Annotated in this window: 17 protein-coding genes; 4 read left to right on the forward strand and 13 right to left on the reverse strand. The window is 35.6% G+C overall.

The features are described from left to right. Positions 1-235 (forward strand): transposase (locus HLX49_RS08315; protein ID WP_367112737.1); only part of this gene is annotated, 235 nt, incomplete at its 5' end. 9 nt (positions 236-244) lie between these two features. Here HLX49_RS08315 and HLX49_RS08320 read toward each other — a convergent pair. After that, on the reverse strand, positions 245-1,156 hold the full coding sequence (locus tag HLX49_RS08320; RefSeq protein ID WP_296361195.1) for a LysR family transcriptional regulator: 912 nt from the start codon (positions 1,154-1,156) through the stop codon (positions 245-247). A 162-nt stretch (positions 1,157-1,318) separates the two neighbouring features. On the opposite strand from HLX49_RS08320, the gene HLX49_RS08325 reads away from it, so the two are divergent. After that, complete coding sequence (locus HLX49_RS08325; protein ID WP_296361196.1) at positions 1,319-2,365, forward strand: 2,3-butanediol dehydrogenase; 1,047 nt, start codon at positions 1,319-1,321, stop codon at positions 2,363-2,365. 197 nt (positions 2,366-2,562) lie between these two features. On the opposite strand, the gene HLX49_RS08330 is transcribed toward HLX49_RS08325, so the two are convergent. Next, on the reverse strand, positions 2,563-3,183 hold the full coding sequence (locus tag HLX49_RS08330; protein ID WP_217697382.1) for an ABC transporter ATP-binding protein: 621 nt from the start codon (positions 3,181-3,183) through the stop codon (positions 2,563-2,565). Then, positions 3,170-3,991: an ATP-binding cassette domain-containing protein gene (locus HLX49_RS08335; RefSeq protein ID WP_296361200.1), complete on the reverse strand. Its 822-nt coding sequence runs from the start codon at positions 3,989-3,991 to the stop codon at positions 3,170-3,172. The genes HLX49_RS08330 and HLX49_RS08335 overlap by 14 nt, the downstream gene beginning before the upstream one ends. A gap of 492 nt (positions 3,992-4,483) precedes the next feature. Between HLX49_RS08335 and HLX49_RS08340 the strand changes: the two genes are divergently transcribed. Beyond that, the gene (locus HLX49_RS08340) at positions 4,484-4,663 is read left to right on the forward strand and encodes a hypothetical protein (RefSeq protein WP_296361201.1); all 180 of its coding nucleotides are present in this window, start codon (positions 4,484-4,486) and stop codon (positions 4,661-4,663) included. A 235-nt stretch (positions 4,664-4,898) separates the two neighbouring features. Here the strand turns inward: HLX49_RS08340 and HLX49_RS08345 are convergent, their stop codons facing one another. The 8 genes from HLX49_RS08345 to HLX49_RS08380 all read right to left on the reverse strand — a co-directional run bounded on the left by HLX49_RS08345 (position 4,899) and on the right by HLX49_RS08380 (position 13,553). After that, a complete protein-coding gene (locus HLX49_RS08345; RefSeq protein ID WP_296361203.1) occupies positions 4,899-5,726 on the reverse strand; it encodes an ABC transporter permease in 828 nt (275 codons plus the stop codon). Beyond that, on the reverse strand, positions 5,727-6,707 hold the full coding sequence (locus HLX49_RS08350; protein WP_254843958.1) for an ABC transporter permease: 981 nt from the start codon (positions 6,705-6,707) through the stop codon (positions 5,727-5,729). A gap of 56 nt (positions 6,708-6,763) precedes the next feature. Beyond that, positions 6,764-8,383, reverse strand: a complete 1,620-nt coding sequence (locus tag HLX49_RS08355; RefSeq protein ID WP_296361208.1) for an ABC transporter substrate-binding protein — start codon at positions 8,381-8,383, stop codon at positions 6,764-6,766. A 547-nt stretch (positions 8,384-8,930) separates the two neighbouring features. Next, a complete protein-coding gene (locus tag HLX49_RS08360) occupies positions 8,931-9,122 on the reverse strand; it encodes a helix-turn-helix domain-containing protein (RefSeq protein ID WP_296361209.1) in 192 nt (63 codons plus the stop codon). Between the two features lie 426 nt (positions 9,123-9,548). Then, positions 9,549-9,989, reverse strand: a complete 441-nt coding sequence (locus HLX49_RS08365; protein WP_077703334.1) for an acyl-CoA thioesterase — start codon at positions 9,987-9,989, stop codon at positions 9,549-9,551. Positions 9,990-10,377: 388 nt separating this feature from the next. Next, complete coding sequence (gene sdhB / locus HLX49_RS08370) at positions 10,378-11,142, reverse strand: succinate dehydrogenase iron-sulfur subunit (protein WP_077703333.1); 765 nt, start codon at positions 11,140-11,142, stop codon at positions 10,378-10,380. 2 nt (positions 11,143-11,144) lie between these two features. Then, positions 11,145-12,908 carry a succinate dehydrogenase flavoprotein subunit gene (gene sdhA / locus HLX49_RS08375; protein WP_101933802.1) on the reverse strand — a complete coding sequence of 588 codons (1,764 nt, stop codon included), beginning with the start codon at positions 12,906-12,908 and terminating at the stop codon, positions 11,145-11,147. Between the two features lie 30 nt (positions 12,909-12,938). Next, positions 12,939-13,553: a succinate dehydrogenase cytochrome b558 subunit gene (locus tag HLX49_RS08380; protein ID WP_101933801.1), complete on the reverse strand. Its 615-nt coding sequence runs from the start codon at positions 13,551-13,553 to the stop codon at positions 12,939-12,941. Between the two features lie 695 nt (positions 13,554-14,248). On the opposite strand from HLX49_RS08380, the gene HLX49_RS08385 reads away from it, so the two are divergent. After that, entirely contained in the window at positions 14,249-14,692 is a 444-nt protein-coding gene (locus HLX49_RS08385) for a YslB family protein (protein WP_073010228.1), read from the forward strand. Positions 14,693-14,908: 216 nt separating this feature from the next. Here the strand turns inward: HLX49_RS08385 and uvrC are convergent, their stop codons facing one another. Further along, entirely contained in the window at positions 14,909-16,699 is a 1,791-nt protein-coding gene (gene uvrC / locus HLX49_RS08390) for an excinuclease ABC subunit UvrC (RefSeq protein ID WP_296361216.1), read from the reverse strand. Between the two features lie 117 nt (positions 16,700-16,816). Beyond that, on the reverse strand, positions 16,817-17,173 hold the full coding sequence (trxA, locus tag HLX49_RS08395) for a thioredoxin (protein WP_331805180.1): 357 nt from the start codon (positions 17,171-17,173) through the stop codon (positions 16,817-16,819). Positions 17,174-17,486: the final 313 nt, after the last annotated feature.

Consider the following 17,486-nt stretch of genomic DNA (forward strand, 5'->3'; position numbering starts at 1 on the left):
TCCTGGAACGCCATCCCAAAGGGGGCTAAATGAGCATTCCAACGGTCTTCTGAGAAAGAATGGGCTACCAAAAGAAATGGACTTTAATCCTGTGTCACAAGAGTATATTTCTGAGGTTGCACTCCGACGGAATAACATACCAAGGAAATCATTGAAATACAAAACACCAATGGAGTGTTTCATAGATTATGTCGGTCAGGATTTTGATAAAAGCATGTTGTCTCGCTTAATTTGACAAATCAAATTAATATAAATAATTAATAAAGAGTTCTTGGTTAAATCTATTTATTGCTTCCTTAGTAATTGGTGATAATGATGTGTTTTTTTTGGTGATCCATCCGAAGTATACAACATGATCTGAAAAATTATCAATATCTATCATAATAAGCTCGCCCGATAAGACGAGCGGATGATTAGAAAATGAGTAATCGTGACCAATTGTCACTGCCATGCCCTCTGTAAGAGCAGTAACAATTGCGTCTCCGTTATTCGTAGAAAATAATACATCAATCTCACCAAAAACATTAGAAAAATCACGTACAAAGCAATTTACATAATCATCTTGATATAAAACAAAAGTTTGGTTTTTAAGTTCTTCCGGTCTAAGTGATTTCTTTTTAGAAAGATACGAGTCTCGTGATGCACAAAGAACCATCTTCCCTTCGATAACAGATTCGAAAGTAAGTTCTGTCCTCTGTTGAATCATTTTCTCGCTCATTGCTACAAAACCTGCATCTAAATTATTCTCTAAGAAATCTTCCATAATTTCAAAGGAACCTTTTTCACTAATGTCTACTGTAAGATTACTGTATTTTCTATTTAATTGTGCAGCTATCTTAACTAATGTAGATGTTACTCCTGGCATTCCTGCTAAACGTAGTTCGCCAGTTAGTGTATTTGTTTGGTCTTCGGCTTCTTCCCTAAGTTCTCTGACTTTGTTTAATACGTCATTAGCCTTGATGATGATTCTCTTCCCAACTTCAGTAGGAACTGCACCCATGCGGGACCTCCTAAATATTTCAATATTTAATTCGTTTTCTAAAGCAGATATAGACTGACTAATACCTGATTGAGTAATATGAAGAGTTTCCGAAGCTTTTGAAATGGATTTCATTTTTGCAACTTCTACAATATGCTCTAATTGTTCTATATTCATCCGTTTCCCTCTTTCATTAAGTAACACTTATGTTGATATAATTAAAATTAAATTTATTAAACTATAATTGACTATTATAATAGGTATATAGGTATATTATACTCAATATTTTATCCTAGTGTAATAATACTGTAAACATAAACAAATGAGGGGATGTTATACATGAAAGCGGCAGTATGGTATGGAAAGTATGACGTGCGTGTTGAAAGTACACATGAACCTGTAGTTGAGCCTGGAAAGGTAAAAATTAAAGTTGAATGGGCAGGCATTTGTGGTAGTGATTTACATGCTTACCATGGTGCAGGTGTTCAAGAGAATGAGCCTCATCCTGTTTCAGGTGAAATGGCACCTCTTACAATGGGACATGAATTTGCAGGTGTCATTACAGAAGTCGGAAAAGGCGTATCTGATTTTTTAGTTGGTGACCATGTTGCAATTGAACCGCTTATTTATTGTGGAGAATGTCAATATTGTAAAGAAAATCATTATAACCTTTGTAATTCTGTAGGATTTATCGGATTAAACGCAAATGGTGGGTTTGCAGAATACGTTGTATTACAACCGAATATGCTGCACAAGCTCCCTGAGAAAGTGTCCCTTGAAGAAGGTGCACTTGTTGAACCGACTGCTGTTGCTCTGCATGCGGTGAGGCATAGTAAGTTAAAGGTAGGGGATAAGGTCGCTGTATTTGGAGTAGGGCCAATAGGATTGTTAACAATCATGGCTGCTAAAGCTGCAGGTGCAACTGACATTTTTGCAATCGATATGTCTCCTGAACGATTAATAAAAGCGCAAGAGGTAGGAGCTACCCATATAATCAATGCTGCTAAGGAGAACTCTGTAGACACAATTTTAAAATTATCTAACGGTGGCGTTGAGGTTGCATATGAATCTGCGGGTGTTGGAGTTACGCTAGGAAACGCATTATCTTCAGTGAAAAAAGGTGGAGAGGTAATGGTGCTTTCTATAATTCCTGAACCTGTAAAAGTAGATATTTTACAACTTACTTTTAAAGAAGCTAACATTACTTCTACATTAGCTTATAGAAATATATTTCCTGAAGTAATTGCTTTAATCGCTTCAGGTGTCCTTGACGTGAAAAAAGTTGTTACTAAAAAAATTGCTTTAGATCAAATCGTAGAAGACGGTATAAAACTATTAGATAGTGACAAGAGCCAAGCAAAGATTTTAGTTAAGGTACAACCATAATTATAAAATCAAGCCAATCTTATATTTTAGATGGCTTGATTTTTTACTTGTTTTTCAGTTAATTTTTATTAGTTATCTTTTATATAAAGAACATTGACTCTTCGCTATTTAGTATTGAAGAAGCTATTAATGATAGAATCATAGTCGGTTTAACAGGATGTGTCAATAAGTTTTTTGTAAATCGAGATTAGAGGGTCTCATCTATCTATTATACTTTTCTTCAACTCCTGCATAGTGTATATTTCATCACAAATTTTAGTTAAAATATCCATTTCATGACTAATAACAATTAACCCCAGCTTTCTCTTTTGGCAAATATTTAATAGAGCTCTCCAAATCTGCACTTGCGTTATACTATCAAACATCGTTGTGATTTCATCTGCAATAATATATTTAGTTTTTAAGTGTAGCGCTCGTACAATCGAAAATCGTTGAAGCTCACCACCTGATAGCTCTATCGGCCAACGCGATAACCACTCTTCCTTTATACCAAATTGCTCTAACAGCTCCATTGATGGGATATAACTTTCAGCTAAAATATCTTTCATTTTCCAATATGGGTTCACAGATTTTTCCGAATGTTGCAATATAAGCTGTACTGGATTAAAATCTTTTTTGTCTACTATATCTTGGTTAATCAAAATTCTTCCTTTTTGATAAGGTAAATGGCCTGCAAGCACTTTAGCTAACGTTGTTTTACCGCAGCCACTCATCCCAGAGATACCTACAACTTTTCCTGGTTTAACAGTTAAATATACACCCTCAAAAAGCCAGCTTTGGTTATCATATGAAAATCCAATATTTTCACATTGTAACATTATCTAAGCCCTCCGCATTCAAAAAATCATTAGTAGGCAATGCTCGCCACAACGCCTTCGCATAGGATGTTTTTAACTGCTCCCCTCTTCCTTCAAACTTATTAGCAGATGCTGTTTCAAGCGCAGTACCATCCTTCATTATAGTTACTCGATCACTAATAGATAGCGCAGATAGAATATCATGTGTAATGAGTAGTACTGCCATACCGTTATCAGCAAATACACGTAGTTGCTTTAGCACCTTATCTAAAGCTTCAGCATGGATACCAGGTGTAGGTTCGTCCGCGATTACTAACTTTACGCTATCTCTAACACTAGTTGCAAACAGCACACGGCGGAGCATACCCCCTGATAGTTGAAAAGGGTATAAATCACCGTCTTGCTTTTGTAAATCATATGCCTCAAACAACGATTCTTGAATTTTTTTCTTACCCTTCTTAGGCAAACCAATTTGCACCTGTTTCTTCACTTTCATTAAGGGATCTAAATAGTTAATAGATTGTGGAATGAAAGCTATTTTTTCACCTTGCAACTGTTTAATCTTTTTTGGCGTAAGTGGTTGACCATCATAATAGATCTCTCCAGACATCTTAGCATTTGAGGGTAAGATCCCCATAATAGCATGTGCTAACAAACTTTTTCCTGAACCACTAGCACCCACTACAGCTAAAATCTCACCTCTATAAATCTCTATATTCAATGAGCGGACTGGTGTAATCTGCTCAATAGTTAGTTTAGGTGTATATCGCGAAAATGAAATATGTAAATCACGTATCGATAAAAATGGTTCGTTCATACTAAGTATCATTCCTTTCACTGTACTTAAGGCACAAAAATTAATGAAAGTAATTCTTCCTCCCCCGAAAAAGTTGCTATAATATAACTGATAGGCAGCTACACTACTGAGCACAGGGAGTTGAGTGGTACAGTTTTTTACTTTGCGCCCGTATACTAGCCATTTTCCATTTTTAGGTGCAAATAAGTATGGCAATGAGCACGTAAATTAATCCTTTTATAAACAATTCCAGTTTATTACGTAGCAAACAGTCAATGTCTTGTCTTTATTATTCACTATTAAATTAGGTGAGAATTTGTTTATGCTAAAGATTGTTTATTAAATTTGCTATGGAATTAATGACCAAAAAAATTTGTTGTCATAACGGTAGGTACTACATAACCAAAGGATGGTTAATGAGTACCAAAGACGTTTACAGGAGATTCACTTCATCTTCGAAATTCGTTAAAATCTCTATCTTGCGCCCATGTCTATATAAAATCTACAGAAAAAAGCTGACACCCTGTGTTTAATGTATTGGAAAACGATTGTGATATTGTCGTCGCTAACGTAAAATACGTTAATGGTATCCGTAGTAAGAAAAACGATATAAAAGATTCCATTTGGCTTTGTAATTTGCACAAGCACAGTTTAATTCAAGTTAGTATTACACCGTCTTTAGAGATTCATCAAATTCGTGAGTGATGTGGTATCAATTTAAATTAATCAATTTAAAATTAAGCGAGAAAAAGAACTCGCTTATCGCTTCCAACATTATGATTTCCAGTGGTGTAATTTCCATGAAAATTATTCATGATATCCTTGCTAATCCAAATTTAGAAACCTTAAGGTTACCAACTTCCAGCCTCTTGTACAGGCTTGTTTGGCTATGCGCTTTTTTATTTATAAAGATGTTTACATTCTTTCAAACTACACCTTTCTATAACTTGGTTGTTGGAGGCATCCATATAAGTTTTAAGGATTCACCAATATTATCAAAGCTTTTTACCAGCAATATAAGCAGTACGCCTGGAAATACAGCTAACCACCAGTCGCCTAATGAAATATGCTTAACAGCTTCTGACAAAATTAAACCTATAGATGGTACCTGTGCAGATAATCCAAAACCTAAAAATGTCATGGATGCTTCATGTATAATCGCATGTGGGAAAAGCAATAAAAAACCTATCATGATTTGTGGGAAAATAACTGGCAAAATATGCTTATGTAAAATATAAAAGCTTGTCTTACCTATATTTTTGGATATTTTAATATAATCAGCACTTTTAATTGCATCTACTTCATTTCGTATAACACGGGCTAAAGTAGGCCAATGAGTTAAACCTACAGCTACAATTACGCCTAAGGCTCCCTTACCAACAGCAAACGAAATTAATATCATAAAAATTAAATGTGGCATACCGATAAATAAATCAATTAACCACGAAATAAAACTATCTACCTTTTTTCCGAACATCGCAGCTGAAACACCAAGTCCAATTGCAAGCACTACACCCACCAATGAGCCAATAACACCCACTAACATGGAAAAGCTAAGCCCTTCAATCGTTCTAATAAACATATCTCTTCCTAGCCAATCCGTACCAAATATATGGTGTAGACTCGGAGGCTGACTTTTTTGTGTGGCATCTGTCAGCAAGTTGGTACCATCCAATAACATACTCAAAAAAAGAATACATACAATCATACCACTAGAAAAGGCTACGCTAATAATCAGCTTTTGTTTTAAATTTGTTGCCGCCTCCATTTATATCCCTCCTCTTTTTAATTGCGGATTAATTGCTGCATTAATAATATCTGCAATCAAGTTACCGAAGAACACAAATAATGCACCAACAATGACAATACCTAATAATAATGGCGTATCACTTTTTAACCCTGCTTCTGTTAAAGCTGATCCTAAACCAGGATATGAAAATACCTGCTCTGCAAGCACCGAGCCTCCGAATAACTCACCAAAAGAAGCAAATTGAATCGTAATAGCTGGCACTATGGCATTACGAAATGCATGATTTTTTAGAATTTGCCACTTACTTTCTCCTCTAGCATGCGCAAATAGTACATACTCACTGTTTAATGCGAGTATCATTTTTTCTCTTGTGTGTAAAGCAACATTAGCGATACCTAAAATACTCAGTGTTAATACAGGCAATATCAAATGATGTATTTTTTCAATAAGCGAAACATCTTCAGCGACGACACCTATAGGTGCTGATATACCTATGGGGAACCAACCTAACCCTACAGAAAACACTAATAAGATAATTAACCCTAACCAAAATGTAGGAACAGAAACTTGTAAGTACGATAACCACCGAATCATTTTATCTATTAATCTACCACGATATAGTGCTGCAATAGTACCTAAAATAATGCCTAGCACACCCGAAAGAAACCAAGATATCAACATCAATGCAGCTGAAGCTCTCGCTTTATCTTTAATAATTGTACTAACGGGTGCATGATGAATTAAAGAATTTCCCATATCACCTGAAAGTAGGCGTTCCAACCACATAAAATATTGAATCGTCACAGGCTTATCCAAACCAAGATGCTGTTCAATTGCTGCATACTGCTCCGGAGTTATTGAAGTGTCATAATCAACACTTGCCATAACAGGATCTACTGGGGAGTTTTTCATTAAAATAAAGGTCAGTATTGATAGCCCTATAAGTAACGAAATGCCTCTTAAAACAACTTGCACTACTTGCTTTATTCTAGGATTCACAATAAACTACTCCTTAAACTTTTAAGTAAGGGATGTATATACATCCCCTACCATTACTATTTAGCGTCTTCATCCCAAGTCCACTCAGCAATATTATGCAATAATGCCCAGTCATGACCATGACTATGAATCGGTTGTTTACCAACATTAATACGCTTATCACCTAAATACGTATGATTAATACGAACTAACCATGCATTTGGTAAATCGCCTAATACACTTGCACCTTCTTTGCCATCCCATTGTGCTAGCTTCCAATATTTATTAGCTTCTTCTAAGTCCGTTGAACTGATTGCTTTATCCATATAATCTAATACAACAGGATTATGATAAAAAGTAATATTTGTCCATCCGTGACCTGCTAACTTTAAATCATGTGACGTATAAAATTGGTTAGGGTGATGACGTCCACCAGCATATATTAAAGAGTCACTATGTGATTTAGTCACCATTTCATCCCAATTACTCCCTATTAAATTAATTGTAATACCTAATGCTTTAGCCTGTTCTGCTGCAACAATAGCTACATTAGTCCGTAATTTGTCATTTGTAGGATAATACAAATCAAATTGCGCTTTGGTATCTCCTTTTACGCGAATTCCATCTTTATTTAGCTTCCAACCTGCTTTCTCTAATAGCTCACTTGCTTCTTCGACTCGATTGTCTTCAATTGCAGTTTCTTCATGCCACCATGGCATACCATCAACAATCGAATAAGCTGGTGCTCCATGACCATTTAAGACCGTGTCCACAATTTCTTGTCGATTCAATCCAATATTCAACGCTTTGCGAATAGCGGCATCACTCGTTACTTCATTACCAACAGGATAACCATCAGCAGACTCAACTTCTCCTGGCTTCACATACGGCAGAGACAAGCCTCGCACGTCATTAGACTCATACTCAAAAAGTTTCCACCCAGGAATTTTAGTATCAGCAAATTCTGGAAGTGCATAAATCATATCCACTTCACCTGATTTTGCAGCAGCTAAAGCAGTGTTTTCATCTAATGTGACCCACGTCCATTTTTTAAAGTATGGTTCCTTGCCATGCCAATGTGGGTTCACTTCAAATATAGCTTGCTCATCTTTATCATACTGAGTAACCATATATGGCCCCGAACCAATTGGATTTTGAGAATAGTTTTCGTCATAATGTTTTCTAGGCAATATAGGAACTTCTGTTAATTGCGCCCAAAAAGTTGAACGTGGCTCACTTAAGTAAAATATAACTTTATTCTTATCAGGGATTTCAATCTTATCGACAAATGATAAATCCCAATGCTTACCGTCTTCTATTAACGTTTCGTATGAAAACTTCACATCTTCTGCTGTCACAGGATCGCCATTAGAAAACTTAAAATTATTATGTAAGTCAAACGTCCATTGCTTACCATCTTCAGAAATCGTGTAACCCTTGGCAAAATCTCCTTCTACTTCTAAATCTGGTGTTTTCTTTAACAATGTACTATGAATAATACGAGCCTCGTTATACATTCCCCAGCGTTTCTTAGGGTCGAATTCGTGAGGGATACGCTCTCCCATTGATACTACTAACTCTCTCTTATCCTTTTCCGTTTGATTCTTAGCAACATTATCACTACTACAAGCTGCTAAGACTAATGTAATAAGCAACGCAAACAACATTAACCATAGCTTTTGATTATCATATCGCATGACAATTCGACTCTCCTAAACTGTATTTTGATATATTATTTCCCTTAAATTAAAAAGTTCACCTCATCATTCACTATAATTGATAATGATTATCATAATCAATTATAGTGAAGTTTAGTCAAAAAAGCAAATCAGCAAAGAAGCAATTGTTTTAAGTATTTTCGGTTTTTTTAAAACTTTATATATAATAGTTTCGTTCGAACTTTAATAGCGATTTAACGATGATATCTTATATTTCATTTATATATTAGTAGCGTTGTATTAACTTTAAAGTTAAAAGTCAAGCAAACTATTTTAATTTTATATTCGTAATATTAGCTGTTTTTTCTTATATAATCTTTTTAGGAACAGAAGTAGCACAGCAGACTATTTAATATAACTTTGAAATAAAAAAATAGAGTAGGAAATACGGTAGAAGAAATGGAAGCAAAGCGGTAAAATATCTTTAAATAGTGCGGTATCAAAAATTAAAGTCTATCCATTAAAAAGCGTCAAACATCCTGCGCCTATAGGCGGAGAGTATTTAACGCCTACTTTGGTAAAACATTTAGCAATAAAACAGGGAATCACATTTGCAATTGGTATGCATAGCATTTGAAATATGGTTTCGGACAGTTTTTTCTGATATGAATAATTCCTGGGCAATTTCTTTTGTGGTTTTATCCTGAACTAATAGTTCAAATACTTCTTTTTCCCGTTTAGTTAATAATTGCTTCGGTTTATACTCGTTGTCCTTCAAATGGTAACCCCTCCTTGCTGTCAATAGAGCTGCAAAATGAAGGGAAATTATTTAGTCAATAATAGCTTATGTAAAAGCAATTAAACGGTGCGTACATTTATGAGGGGTCACAAAAATCTTGTGAACTAATCCCTTTACTTACCACCTTGTAGATTGCTTGAAGTGGAGGTTTCTTAAGTAATCGCCACTTTTAGTAACTGACGAAAAGGAAAAGACAAATGAAAAGCATCTAGGCTACCATTCACATGCTGGAAGAAGAACACTACTTCCCGAAACAAATTTAACTGTATATTTAGAAAATGAGGGGTTTTTTATTAACAAGATTAATGCCACCACTTTATTCTCTAAATTTAAAAAAGAGATCGATTACAACGTTCTGCAACTTGTAAAATCGACTCTCTCTAATATAACGTATACTATTTCTGTTTACTTTTGCGCCAAAGCTATTCTCATTGATTCTCCTAATGATATTGGCTTGCCTGTTTTTGCATGAATGTATACAAGTCTTCCTCTTCCAGTCAAAGCAATTTCTTGTTTATCATCTAAAACCATATAATGTATATCTACAGAAGATCTACCAACATGATGTGCTTTCACATACACTTGGATAGTTTGATCAAAGTACAGTTGCTTTAAAAAATCGCATTGTAAATCAGATACTACTGGTATTCCCTCTGTATTCGTATTCCCATCAAAAACACCTGTAGCCTTCAAAAATTCAATTCTTGCCTGCTCAAAATAAATAAACGCAGTAGTATTGTTCATATGACCAAATAAGTCTGTCTCAGAAAAACGAATCGTAACTGGTATAGAAAAGGAAAAAGTTTTACTCCACTCATTTAAATTGTCAATATAAGATATTCGCACATTTTCACCTCTTTAAAAAAATAATGTATGGGATTGGACAAATATAAGCTTGTCACAGTCAATTCATTTAATCTACTACCTCCGCCGCAACATGCCGCTAGTTTGATTGCTAAAAAATTTAACGTAACACGCACACAAACATTTAGCTATAAAAGAATCTTCACGTAGTCTTAGAATTTATTCGTAGCGATGAACGTTGTCATTTTTCCTACACTAAAACCTTCAAATTGCTTTTTTTGCAGTACAAATTTTAATTTTTAAAGTCAGCTCTTAACCCACTTCTATTCAAAGTAAATATAATCATCATTCTAAAATTTCTCATAATTATTAGTGAAAAACAGCCCTCAGCCTTCTTAGAGGCAGAGGGTCGTTAGTATAGCTAATTAAATTAATGTGCGTTGTCACTTCCAAAAAAGTTTTTAAACGCTTGGATATTTGTTGCTCGGTTCATGGCAGCAATAGAAGTCGTCAGTGGAATGCCTTTAGGGCAAACTTGTACACAGTTTTGCGAGTTTCCACAACCATCTATACCTCCATCTTCCATCAACCCATTTAAACGTTCACTTGCATTCATTTCTCCAGTTGGATGTGCATTAAACAAACGAGCCTGCGAAATAGCTGCTGGACCAATGAAATTGGATTTATCATTGACATTTGGGCAAGCTTCTAGACAAACACCGCAAGTCATACATTTCGATAATTCATATGCCCATTGCCGTTTCTTTTCAGGCATACGTGGACCTGCTCCTAAATCATGTGTACCATCAAGTGGTATCCAAGCTTTCACTTGCTTTAACGCATCGAACATGCGGTTACGATCGATAATTAGATCGCGAACAACTGGAAATGTTGACATTGGTTCTAGTCGGATCGGCTGTTCAAGCTGATCTACAAGTGCTGCACAAGACTGTCTTGCTACCCCATTAATCACCATGGAACATGCACCACATACTTCCTCAAGACAGTTCATATCCCACTGAACTGGTGTTGTTTTCTCTCCATTTGCATTAACCGGATTTTGTCTAATTTCCATCAATGCAGAAATAACGTTCATATTTGGCTTATAAGGTATTTTAAACGTTTCTGTATAGGAGTTAGAATCAGGGCTGTCTTGTCGAGTTATAATAAAAGTAACTGTTTTATTATCAGCCATTCTTACTTACTCCCTTCACTTTTTTTCGTGTAGTCACGCTTACGAGGTTTGATTAATGAAATATCTACATCCTCATAAGAAAATTTAGGTGCTTTTTCTTCCACGTCAAATTCTGCAATCGTTGTTTTCAACCACTCTTCATCATTTCGATCTGGGAATTCAGGTTTATAATGAGCACCACGGCTCTCATTCCGATTATAAGCGCCTTGTGTAATAACACGTGCTAAATGAAGCATGTTTTCCAACTGACGTGTAAACATAACACCTTGGTTACTCCAACGAGAGGTATCATTAATATTAATGTTTTCAAAACGTTGCAGTAGTTCTTGAATCTTTTCATCTGTTTGCAATAATTTTTTATTATCACGCACTACGGTTACGTTATCAGTCATCCACTGACCAAGTTCCTTATGAAGCTGATAAGCATTTTCTTCGCCATCCATGTTCATTAATTTTTCAAAGTGGTCTTGTTCCACTTTTACATTCTCTTCAAATAAATGAGATGGCAAATCATCGACATGCTTCTCTAAACCTTCTATATATTCCATTGCCTTTGGACCAGCAACAGCTCCTCCATAAATAGCAGACAATAATGAATTAGCACCAAGACGGTTAGCACCATGCTGCGAATAATCACATTCTCCTGCAGCAAAAATACCAGGGATATTAGTCATTTGATTAATATCGACCCACAGTCCGCCCATGGAATAATGGACAGCAGGGAAGATTTTCATCGGCACTTTTCGAGGATCTTCGCCAACAAATTTCTCATATATCTCAATAATTCCGCCTAGTTTTATATCAAGCTCTTTTGGATCTTTATGTGATAGATCCAAATACACCATATTCTCGCCATTTATACCAAGTTTTTGGTTCACACATACGTCAAAAATTTCACGTGTGGCGATATCTCTTGGTACGAGGTTACCATAAGCTGGATATTTTTCCTCTAAGAAATACCAAGGTTCTCCATCTTTATATGTCCAAATTCTGCCCCCTTCACCACGGGCAGACTCACTCATTAATCGTAATTTATCATCACCAGGAATAGCTGTAGGATGAATTTGAATAAATTCACCATTGGCATATTTTGCACCTTGCTGGTACAACTTACTTGCAGCAGATCCAGTATTAATCATAGAATTAGTAGATTTACCAAAGATAATTCCAGGACCACCAGTAGCAAAAATGGTTGCATCAGATGGAAATGCTTTTATCTCATGCGTTTTCACATTTTGAGCTACAATCCCTCTACCAACACCTTCTTCATCAATAACTGCCCGCGCAAATTCCCAGTTTTCATATTTTGTCACAAGACCTTCTACCTCATAACGACGAACTTGCTCATCCACCGCATAAAGTAATTGTTGTCCTGTTGTTGCTCCAGCATAAGCTGTTCTATGCATTTGCGTTCCACCAAAACGACGAAAATCTAGCAATCCTTCAGGTGTGCGGTTAAACATAACACCCATCCGATCAAACATATGAATAATTCCAGGCGCTGCATCACACATCGCTTTTACTTGCGGTTGGTTTGCTAAGAAATCTCCACCGTACACTGTATCATCAAAGTGAAGCCAAGGAGAATCCCCTTCTCCCTTAGTATTAACTGCACCATTTATTCCACCTTGAGCACATACAGAGTGAGAGCGCTTTACAGGAACAATGGAAAATAAATCAACACTTACTCCTGCTTCTGCTGCTTTTATTGTTGCCATTAAGCCAGCTAAACCTCCGCCAACTATGGCAATTTTCCGTTTACTCATAACTTGTCACCCACTCCCTGTTCCTTTGAATTAAATACCGTAAGCAAATGTAAGAATTGTTCTTACACCGACATAACTTAGTGCTAAGAAAACAACTACAGTTGCATATGTAACTACTTTTTGTGATTTAGGTGTTTGTGTAATACCCCAAGTCACACAGAAGCTCCATAATCCATTGGCAAAATGGAAAATAGTAGATAGGACACCAATCATATAGAACCAGAACATAAATGGATTGGAAAGAATCCCTTCCATTAGGCTATAGTCGGCTCCTTGTGATCCTAACTGTATTCTTGTCTCCCACACATGCCAAACAACAAAGACAAACGTAATAATACCCGTTATTCGCTGTAATAAGAACATCCAATTACGGAAAAAATTATATCTTTTCGTGTTGCTTCGTGCTACAAATACAATATATACCCCTAAAATAGCATGAAACAAAATTGGAATAAAAATAACCCCGAATTCCAATACGAGTCTAAATGGTAGACTGTGCATAAAATCGGCTGCTTTATTAAAATTCTCTTCTCCATAAACAGCAAAATGATTCACCACTAAATGTTGAACCAAAAAAAGACCTATTGGAATTACACCTAATAACGAGTGCACTCTTCTTGTTAGAAACTCACGATGCTCTGTCAATGTGTTCCCCCCCTTTAATTTGATCATTAATTAGTTTCATAGTGTTGTACATATTTAAAAGTTCAACTCTTAAAGGAAGTACGGCGAGTTGACGTTGTACAATTGTGACATGTTTATTGTACTTCTAACTATTGCAAGCGTCAAGAAAACGGTACCTTTATTTCTATTTTTGCATGCGTTAAAAGTATTCCCATTACTTGTACTTTTTCAAAAAATTTATTTTAATGCATACACCTTGCCCATTTATATATTTTCTAGCATTTAGGAAGCATCTTAAGTATGATAAACTAGTAGAAGCTCAAAGATTTGTGACTTGCACGTACTAAAATTATTTAAGATAATATAACAAGCTACATACATATGGTAGTGAAATCAACGTAAATGATGGTCTTCAAATCATGGAATGATGTAATTATTAAGTACTACTACAAAAGGAAAAAGTATTAGAAAAACTTGGCTTGTCGCCAATTTTTATGACGAAAGCTGTAGTTTTTCTTATTCTATATACCTTACAACTTTTTATACTTTTCTATAGTGTAAACTAAAAGTACGCTCTATAACCACTCGTCGTTTACTATTAAGAGAGAGCTGCAAGCTTTAACTTTTAAAGTATTCATTATGAAGAAAAAATGTTCATTGTAGGAAGATGTTTATTTACCCTTACTTTACGGGTATTTCAGAGAGGATGACATGGAATGACAAACCAACAAACAACGGTTATATCCGTTCACGATTTAGAAGCATTACATACAGAAGGTGTCGGCTTTGATATTTTACGATATGTTAGTTTACCAGAATTACTAGGTGAAGAATCTCCAACCCTGTTATATTTCATGGGGAGAAAACTTGCCAGAAAGTTTGATATACAAACCGTAGATGATGTCATACATATTTTCACACTTTTAGGCTTCGGGCGATTAGAAGTTGTAAAAGATAAACGTAAATCAATGACCTTTCAATTGATGTCTGATGCAGTTGCGTCACGATTACAAGCTTCATTTTCTACTGATTTTCGTCTAGAAGCTGGTTTTTTAGCAGAAGCTCTACATATAATTGAAAACAGAGATTGCGAGTGCGTAGAAACGATTAATAAAAGAATTCATCAAGTTGAGTTTAAAGCCATGTTTTCGGTGGATTAATAGAAATAATACAAAAATAGCAGCTTTCATTAGCCTGCTTGAAACAAGAGCTCTTAACCCCCTATACTACAAATTTTTTACTATACATTGTTATAGAAACATTTCGTTGGTGCAAAAAAGCAAGATCCGACCGAGATCCTTGATCTTTTAATACCCTTTGGACACGCACCTTAAATGTCCGCCAGTAAAAAAGCAGTAGATTGCCAGATCATGGCGCTACTGCTTTTCTATGTTAGCTGCTTGAAAATGGGTAATAATATTTTCAGCGACGTCACGTGGAATACCCAATTTTATCAGGTCGTCCATACTAGCTTGTTTTATTTCCGTAATTGTTTTAAAATGTGTTAGCAACAGTCTTCTTCTTTTTTGACCAATACCTAAAATATTATCTAATTCAGATTGTACAACGTTTTTCCCACGTAATTGACGATGAAAGGTAATGGCAAAACGATGCACTTCTTCCTGCACCCTTTGGACAAGATAAAATTCATTCGATTTGCGATCTAAATCTATAATTTGAGGTGGAAAACCATATAAAAGCTCACTTGTTTTATGACGATCATCTTTTGCTAGACCACATAAAGGAATGTCTAGCCCTAACTCATTTTCTAGCACATCCAACGCGGCACTCATTTGACCTTTTCCACCGTCTACAATAATTAAACCTGGTAATGGAAGTTTATCTTTTAAAACTCTCGTGTAACGCCTTCTAATAACTTCTCTCATTGTTTCATAATCATCCGGTCGATCAACATTGCGAATTTTGTATTTACGATACTCATTCTTAGCTGGCTTACCGTCTATAAAAACAACCATCGCAGAAACTGGATCAGTCCCTTGAATGTTGGAATTATCAAATGCTTCTATTCGATGCGGTGTTTCAATATTAAGAGTTTCTCCTAAGCGCTCTACAGCTACAATTGTTCTTTCTTCGTCTCGCTCAATAATAGAGAATTTCTCATTTAACGAAATGCGTGCATTTTCTTCCGCTAGCTTCACTAATTCTTTTTTTCTTCCACGATATGGCGTATGCACATCCACCTCAAGTAAATCTTTCAATAGTTCTGTATTGGTACCAAGAGGAACAAGAATTTGTTTTGGCTTCGGATGGTTTTGATGGAGATAAAAACGGCCAACATAACTAATAAATGTTTCTTCAGCTTCATCGAAAAAAGGAAAAACAGCTATATCTCGTTCAATCAACTTCCCTTGACGAATAAAAAATACTTGGATGCACATCCATCCTTTGTCATAACTATATGCAAAAATATCCCTATCTGCTTGGTCGTTTAACGTCATCTTCTGTTGTTCCATGACAGACTCAATGTGATGAATTTGATCTCTTAATTCCTTCGCTCTTTCAAAATTCAACGCTTCACTCGCTTGCTGCATTTTCTTCGTTAAGTCTTTTTTTATTGCTTTATATCCACCATGTAAAAAAGATGATACATTTTGGACAATTGCTGCATATTCTTCTTTTGTAGGCGGATTGTTACTACAGGCGTAACATTGGCCCATATGATAGTACAAGCAAGGTCGCCCAGGAAGGTTATTGCATTTTCTAAGAGGGTAAAGTCGATCCAATAATTTTTTTGTTTCTCTCGCCGCGATAACATTTGGATAAGGACCAAAGTATTTGCCTTTATCTTTCTTTATTTTCCTCGTAATTAGCAACCTTGGATGGCGTTCAGAAGTAATTTTTAAGTAAGGGTAAGACTTATCGTCTTTGAGCATAACATTATATTTAGGATCATATTTTTTAATTAAATTCATTTCTAAAATAAGTGCTTCTATCTCGGAAGAAGTTACAATATACTCAAAACTTTCAATCTCTTGCACTAAACGTTGCGTTTTTCGATCATGTGCTCCAGTAAAGTAAGAACGCACCCGATTCTTTAATACTTTTGACTTTCCAACATAAATGACGCTTTCATATTTATCCTTCATCAAGTAACAGCCTGGCTTTGCTGGTAAAACCGCTAGTTTATCTTTTATACTTTGGTTCATCTACATTCATTCCTTTAACAGACATGTTCTACCATGTAAGACTCTAGAAAATCCCTTGTCACTATTTAGCAACAAGGGATTCTTCATCTTCTATTCTAAAGAATAGTATACCATTTGTTAAGCATGTTTGTTAATTAAATCAACTAATGCTTCTTTCGGCTGAAAACCGATTACTTGGTCAACGACTTGACCATCTTTAAATAACAACAATGTTGGAATACTCATCACACCAAATTTACCTGCTGTTTCTTGGTTTTCGTCAACATCTAATTTTACAATTTGAACTTTTTCAGACATTTCACCATCAATTTCTTCCAATACTGGTGCAATCATTTTACATGGTCCACACCATGGCGCCCAAAAATCTGCTAGCACTAAACCTTCTGCAGTCTCTTTGGCAAACGTCTGATCAGTAGCATTGATAATTGCCATTCTTTCATTCCTCCTTGACTTAGATAAAGCTTTCTCGCTTATTACGTTGAGTATATCATCGTTTAGATAAGCATCCTAATTATTTGCTTATGCATTGTTTATATCATTTCTAAAACCTAAAAATCAATTCATATGTTTCCTTTGTTTCCCTTATATGTAAGCATAATAATATTGCTCCGGAAATCTCCCCACCTTAAAAAGATGAAACTAACGGCAAGGCTCTATGGAGAGAAAATGAAATTCTATACTTTCAGGAAAAGATGTGTTTGCTTTGCCACAGCATGTGGAAAGCGATCAGTTCTTTGACTTCTATAGAGAGAGTTTCCGGAGCATTGGCTATCCTTATTTTAGTATC

The organism is Virgibacillus sp. (assembly GCF_013393565.1).
Lineage (GTDB): Bacteria > Bacillota > Bacilli > Bacillales > Amphibacillaceae > Virgibacillus > Virgibacillus dokdonensis.

What these genes read in the sequence shown, in the direction of transcription:
- HLX49_RS08320 (WP_296361195.1), bottom strand. Translation starts at nt 1,156, where the DNA reads ATGAATATAGAACAATTAGAGCATATTGTAGAAGTTGCAAAAATGAAA.
- HLX49_RS08325 (WP_296361196.1), top strand. Translation starts at nt 1,319, where the DNA reads ATGAAAGCGGCAGTATGGTATGGAAAGTATGACGTGCGTGTTGAAAGT.
- HLX49_RS08330 (WP_217697382.1), bottom strand. Translation starts at nt 3,183, where the DNA reads ATGTTACAATGTGAAAATATTGGATTTTCATATGATAACCAAAGCTGG.
- HLX49_RS08335 (WP_296361200.1), bottom strand. Translation starts at nt 3,991, where the DNA reads ATGATACTTAGTATGAACGAACCATTTTTATCGATACGTGATTTACAT.
- HLX49_RS08345 (WP_296361203.1), bottom strand. Translation starts at nt 5,726, where the DNA reads ATGGAGGCGGCAACAAATTTAAAACAAAAGCTGATTATTAGCGTAGCC.
- HLX49_RS08355 (WP_296361208.1), bottom strand. Translation starts at nt 8,383, where the DNA reads ATGCGATATGATAATCAAAAGCTATGGTTAATGTTGTTTGCGTTGCTT.
- sdhB (WP_077703333.1), bottom strand. Translation starts at nt 11,142, where the DNA reads ATGGCTGATAATAAAACAGTTACTTTTATTATAACTCGACAAGACAGC.
- sdhA (WP_101933802.1), bottom strand. Translation starts at nt 12,908, where the DNA reads ATGAGTAAACGGAAAATTGCCATAGTTGGCGGAGGTTTAGCTGGCTTA.
- HLX49_RS08385 (WP_073010228.1), top strand. Translation starts at nt 14,249, where the DNA reads ATGACAAACCAACAAACAACGGTTATATCCGTTCACGATTTAGAAGCA.
- uvrC (WP_296361216.1), bottom strand. Translation starts at nt 16,699, where the DNA reads ATGAACCAAAGTATAAAAGATAAACTAGCGGTTTTACCAGCAAAGCCA.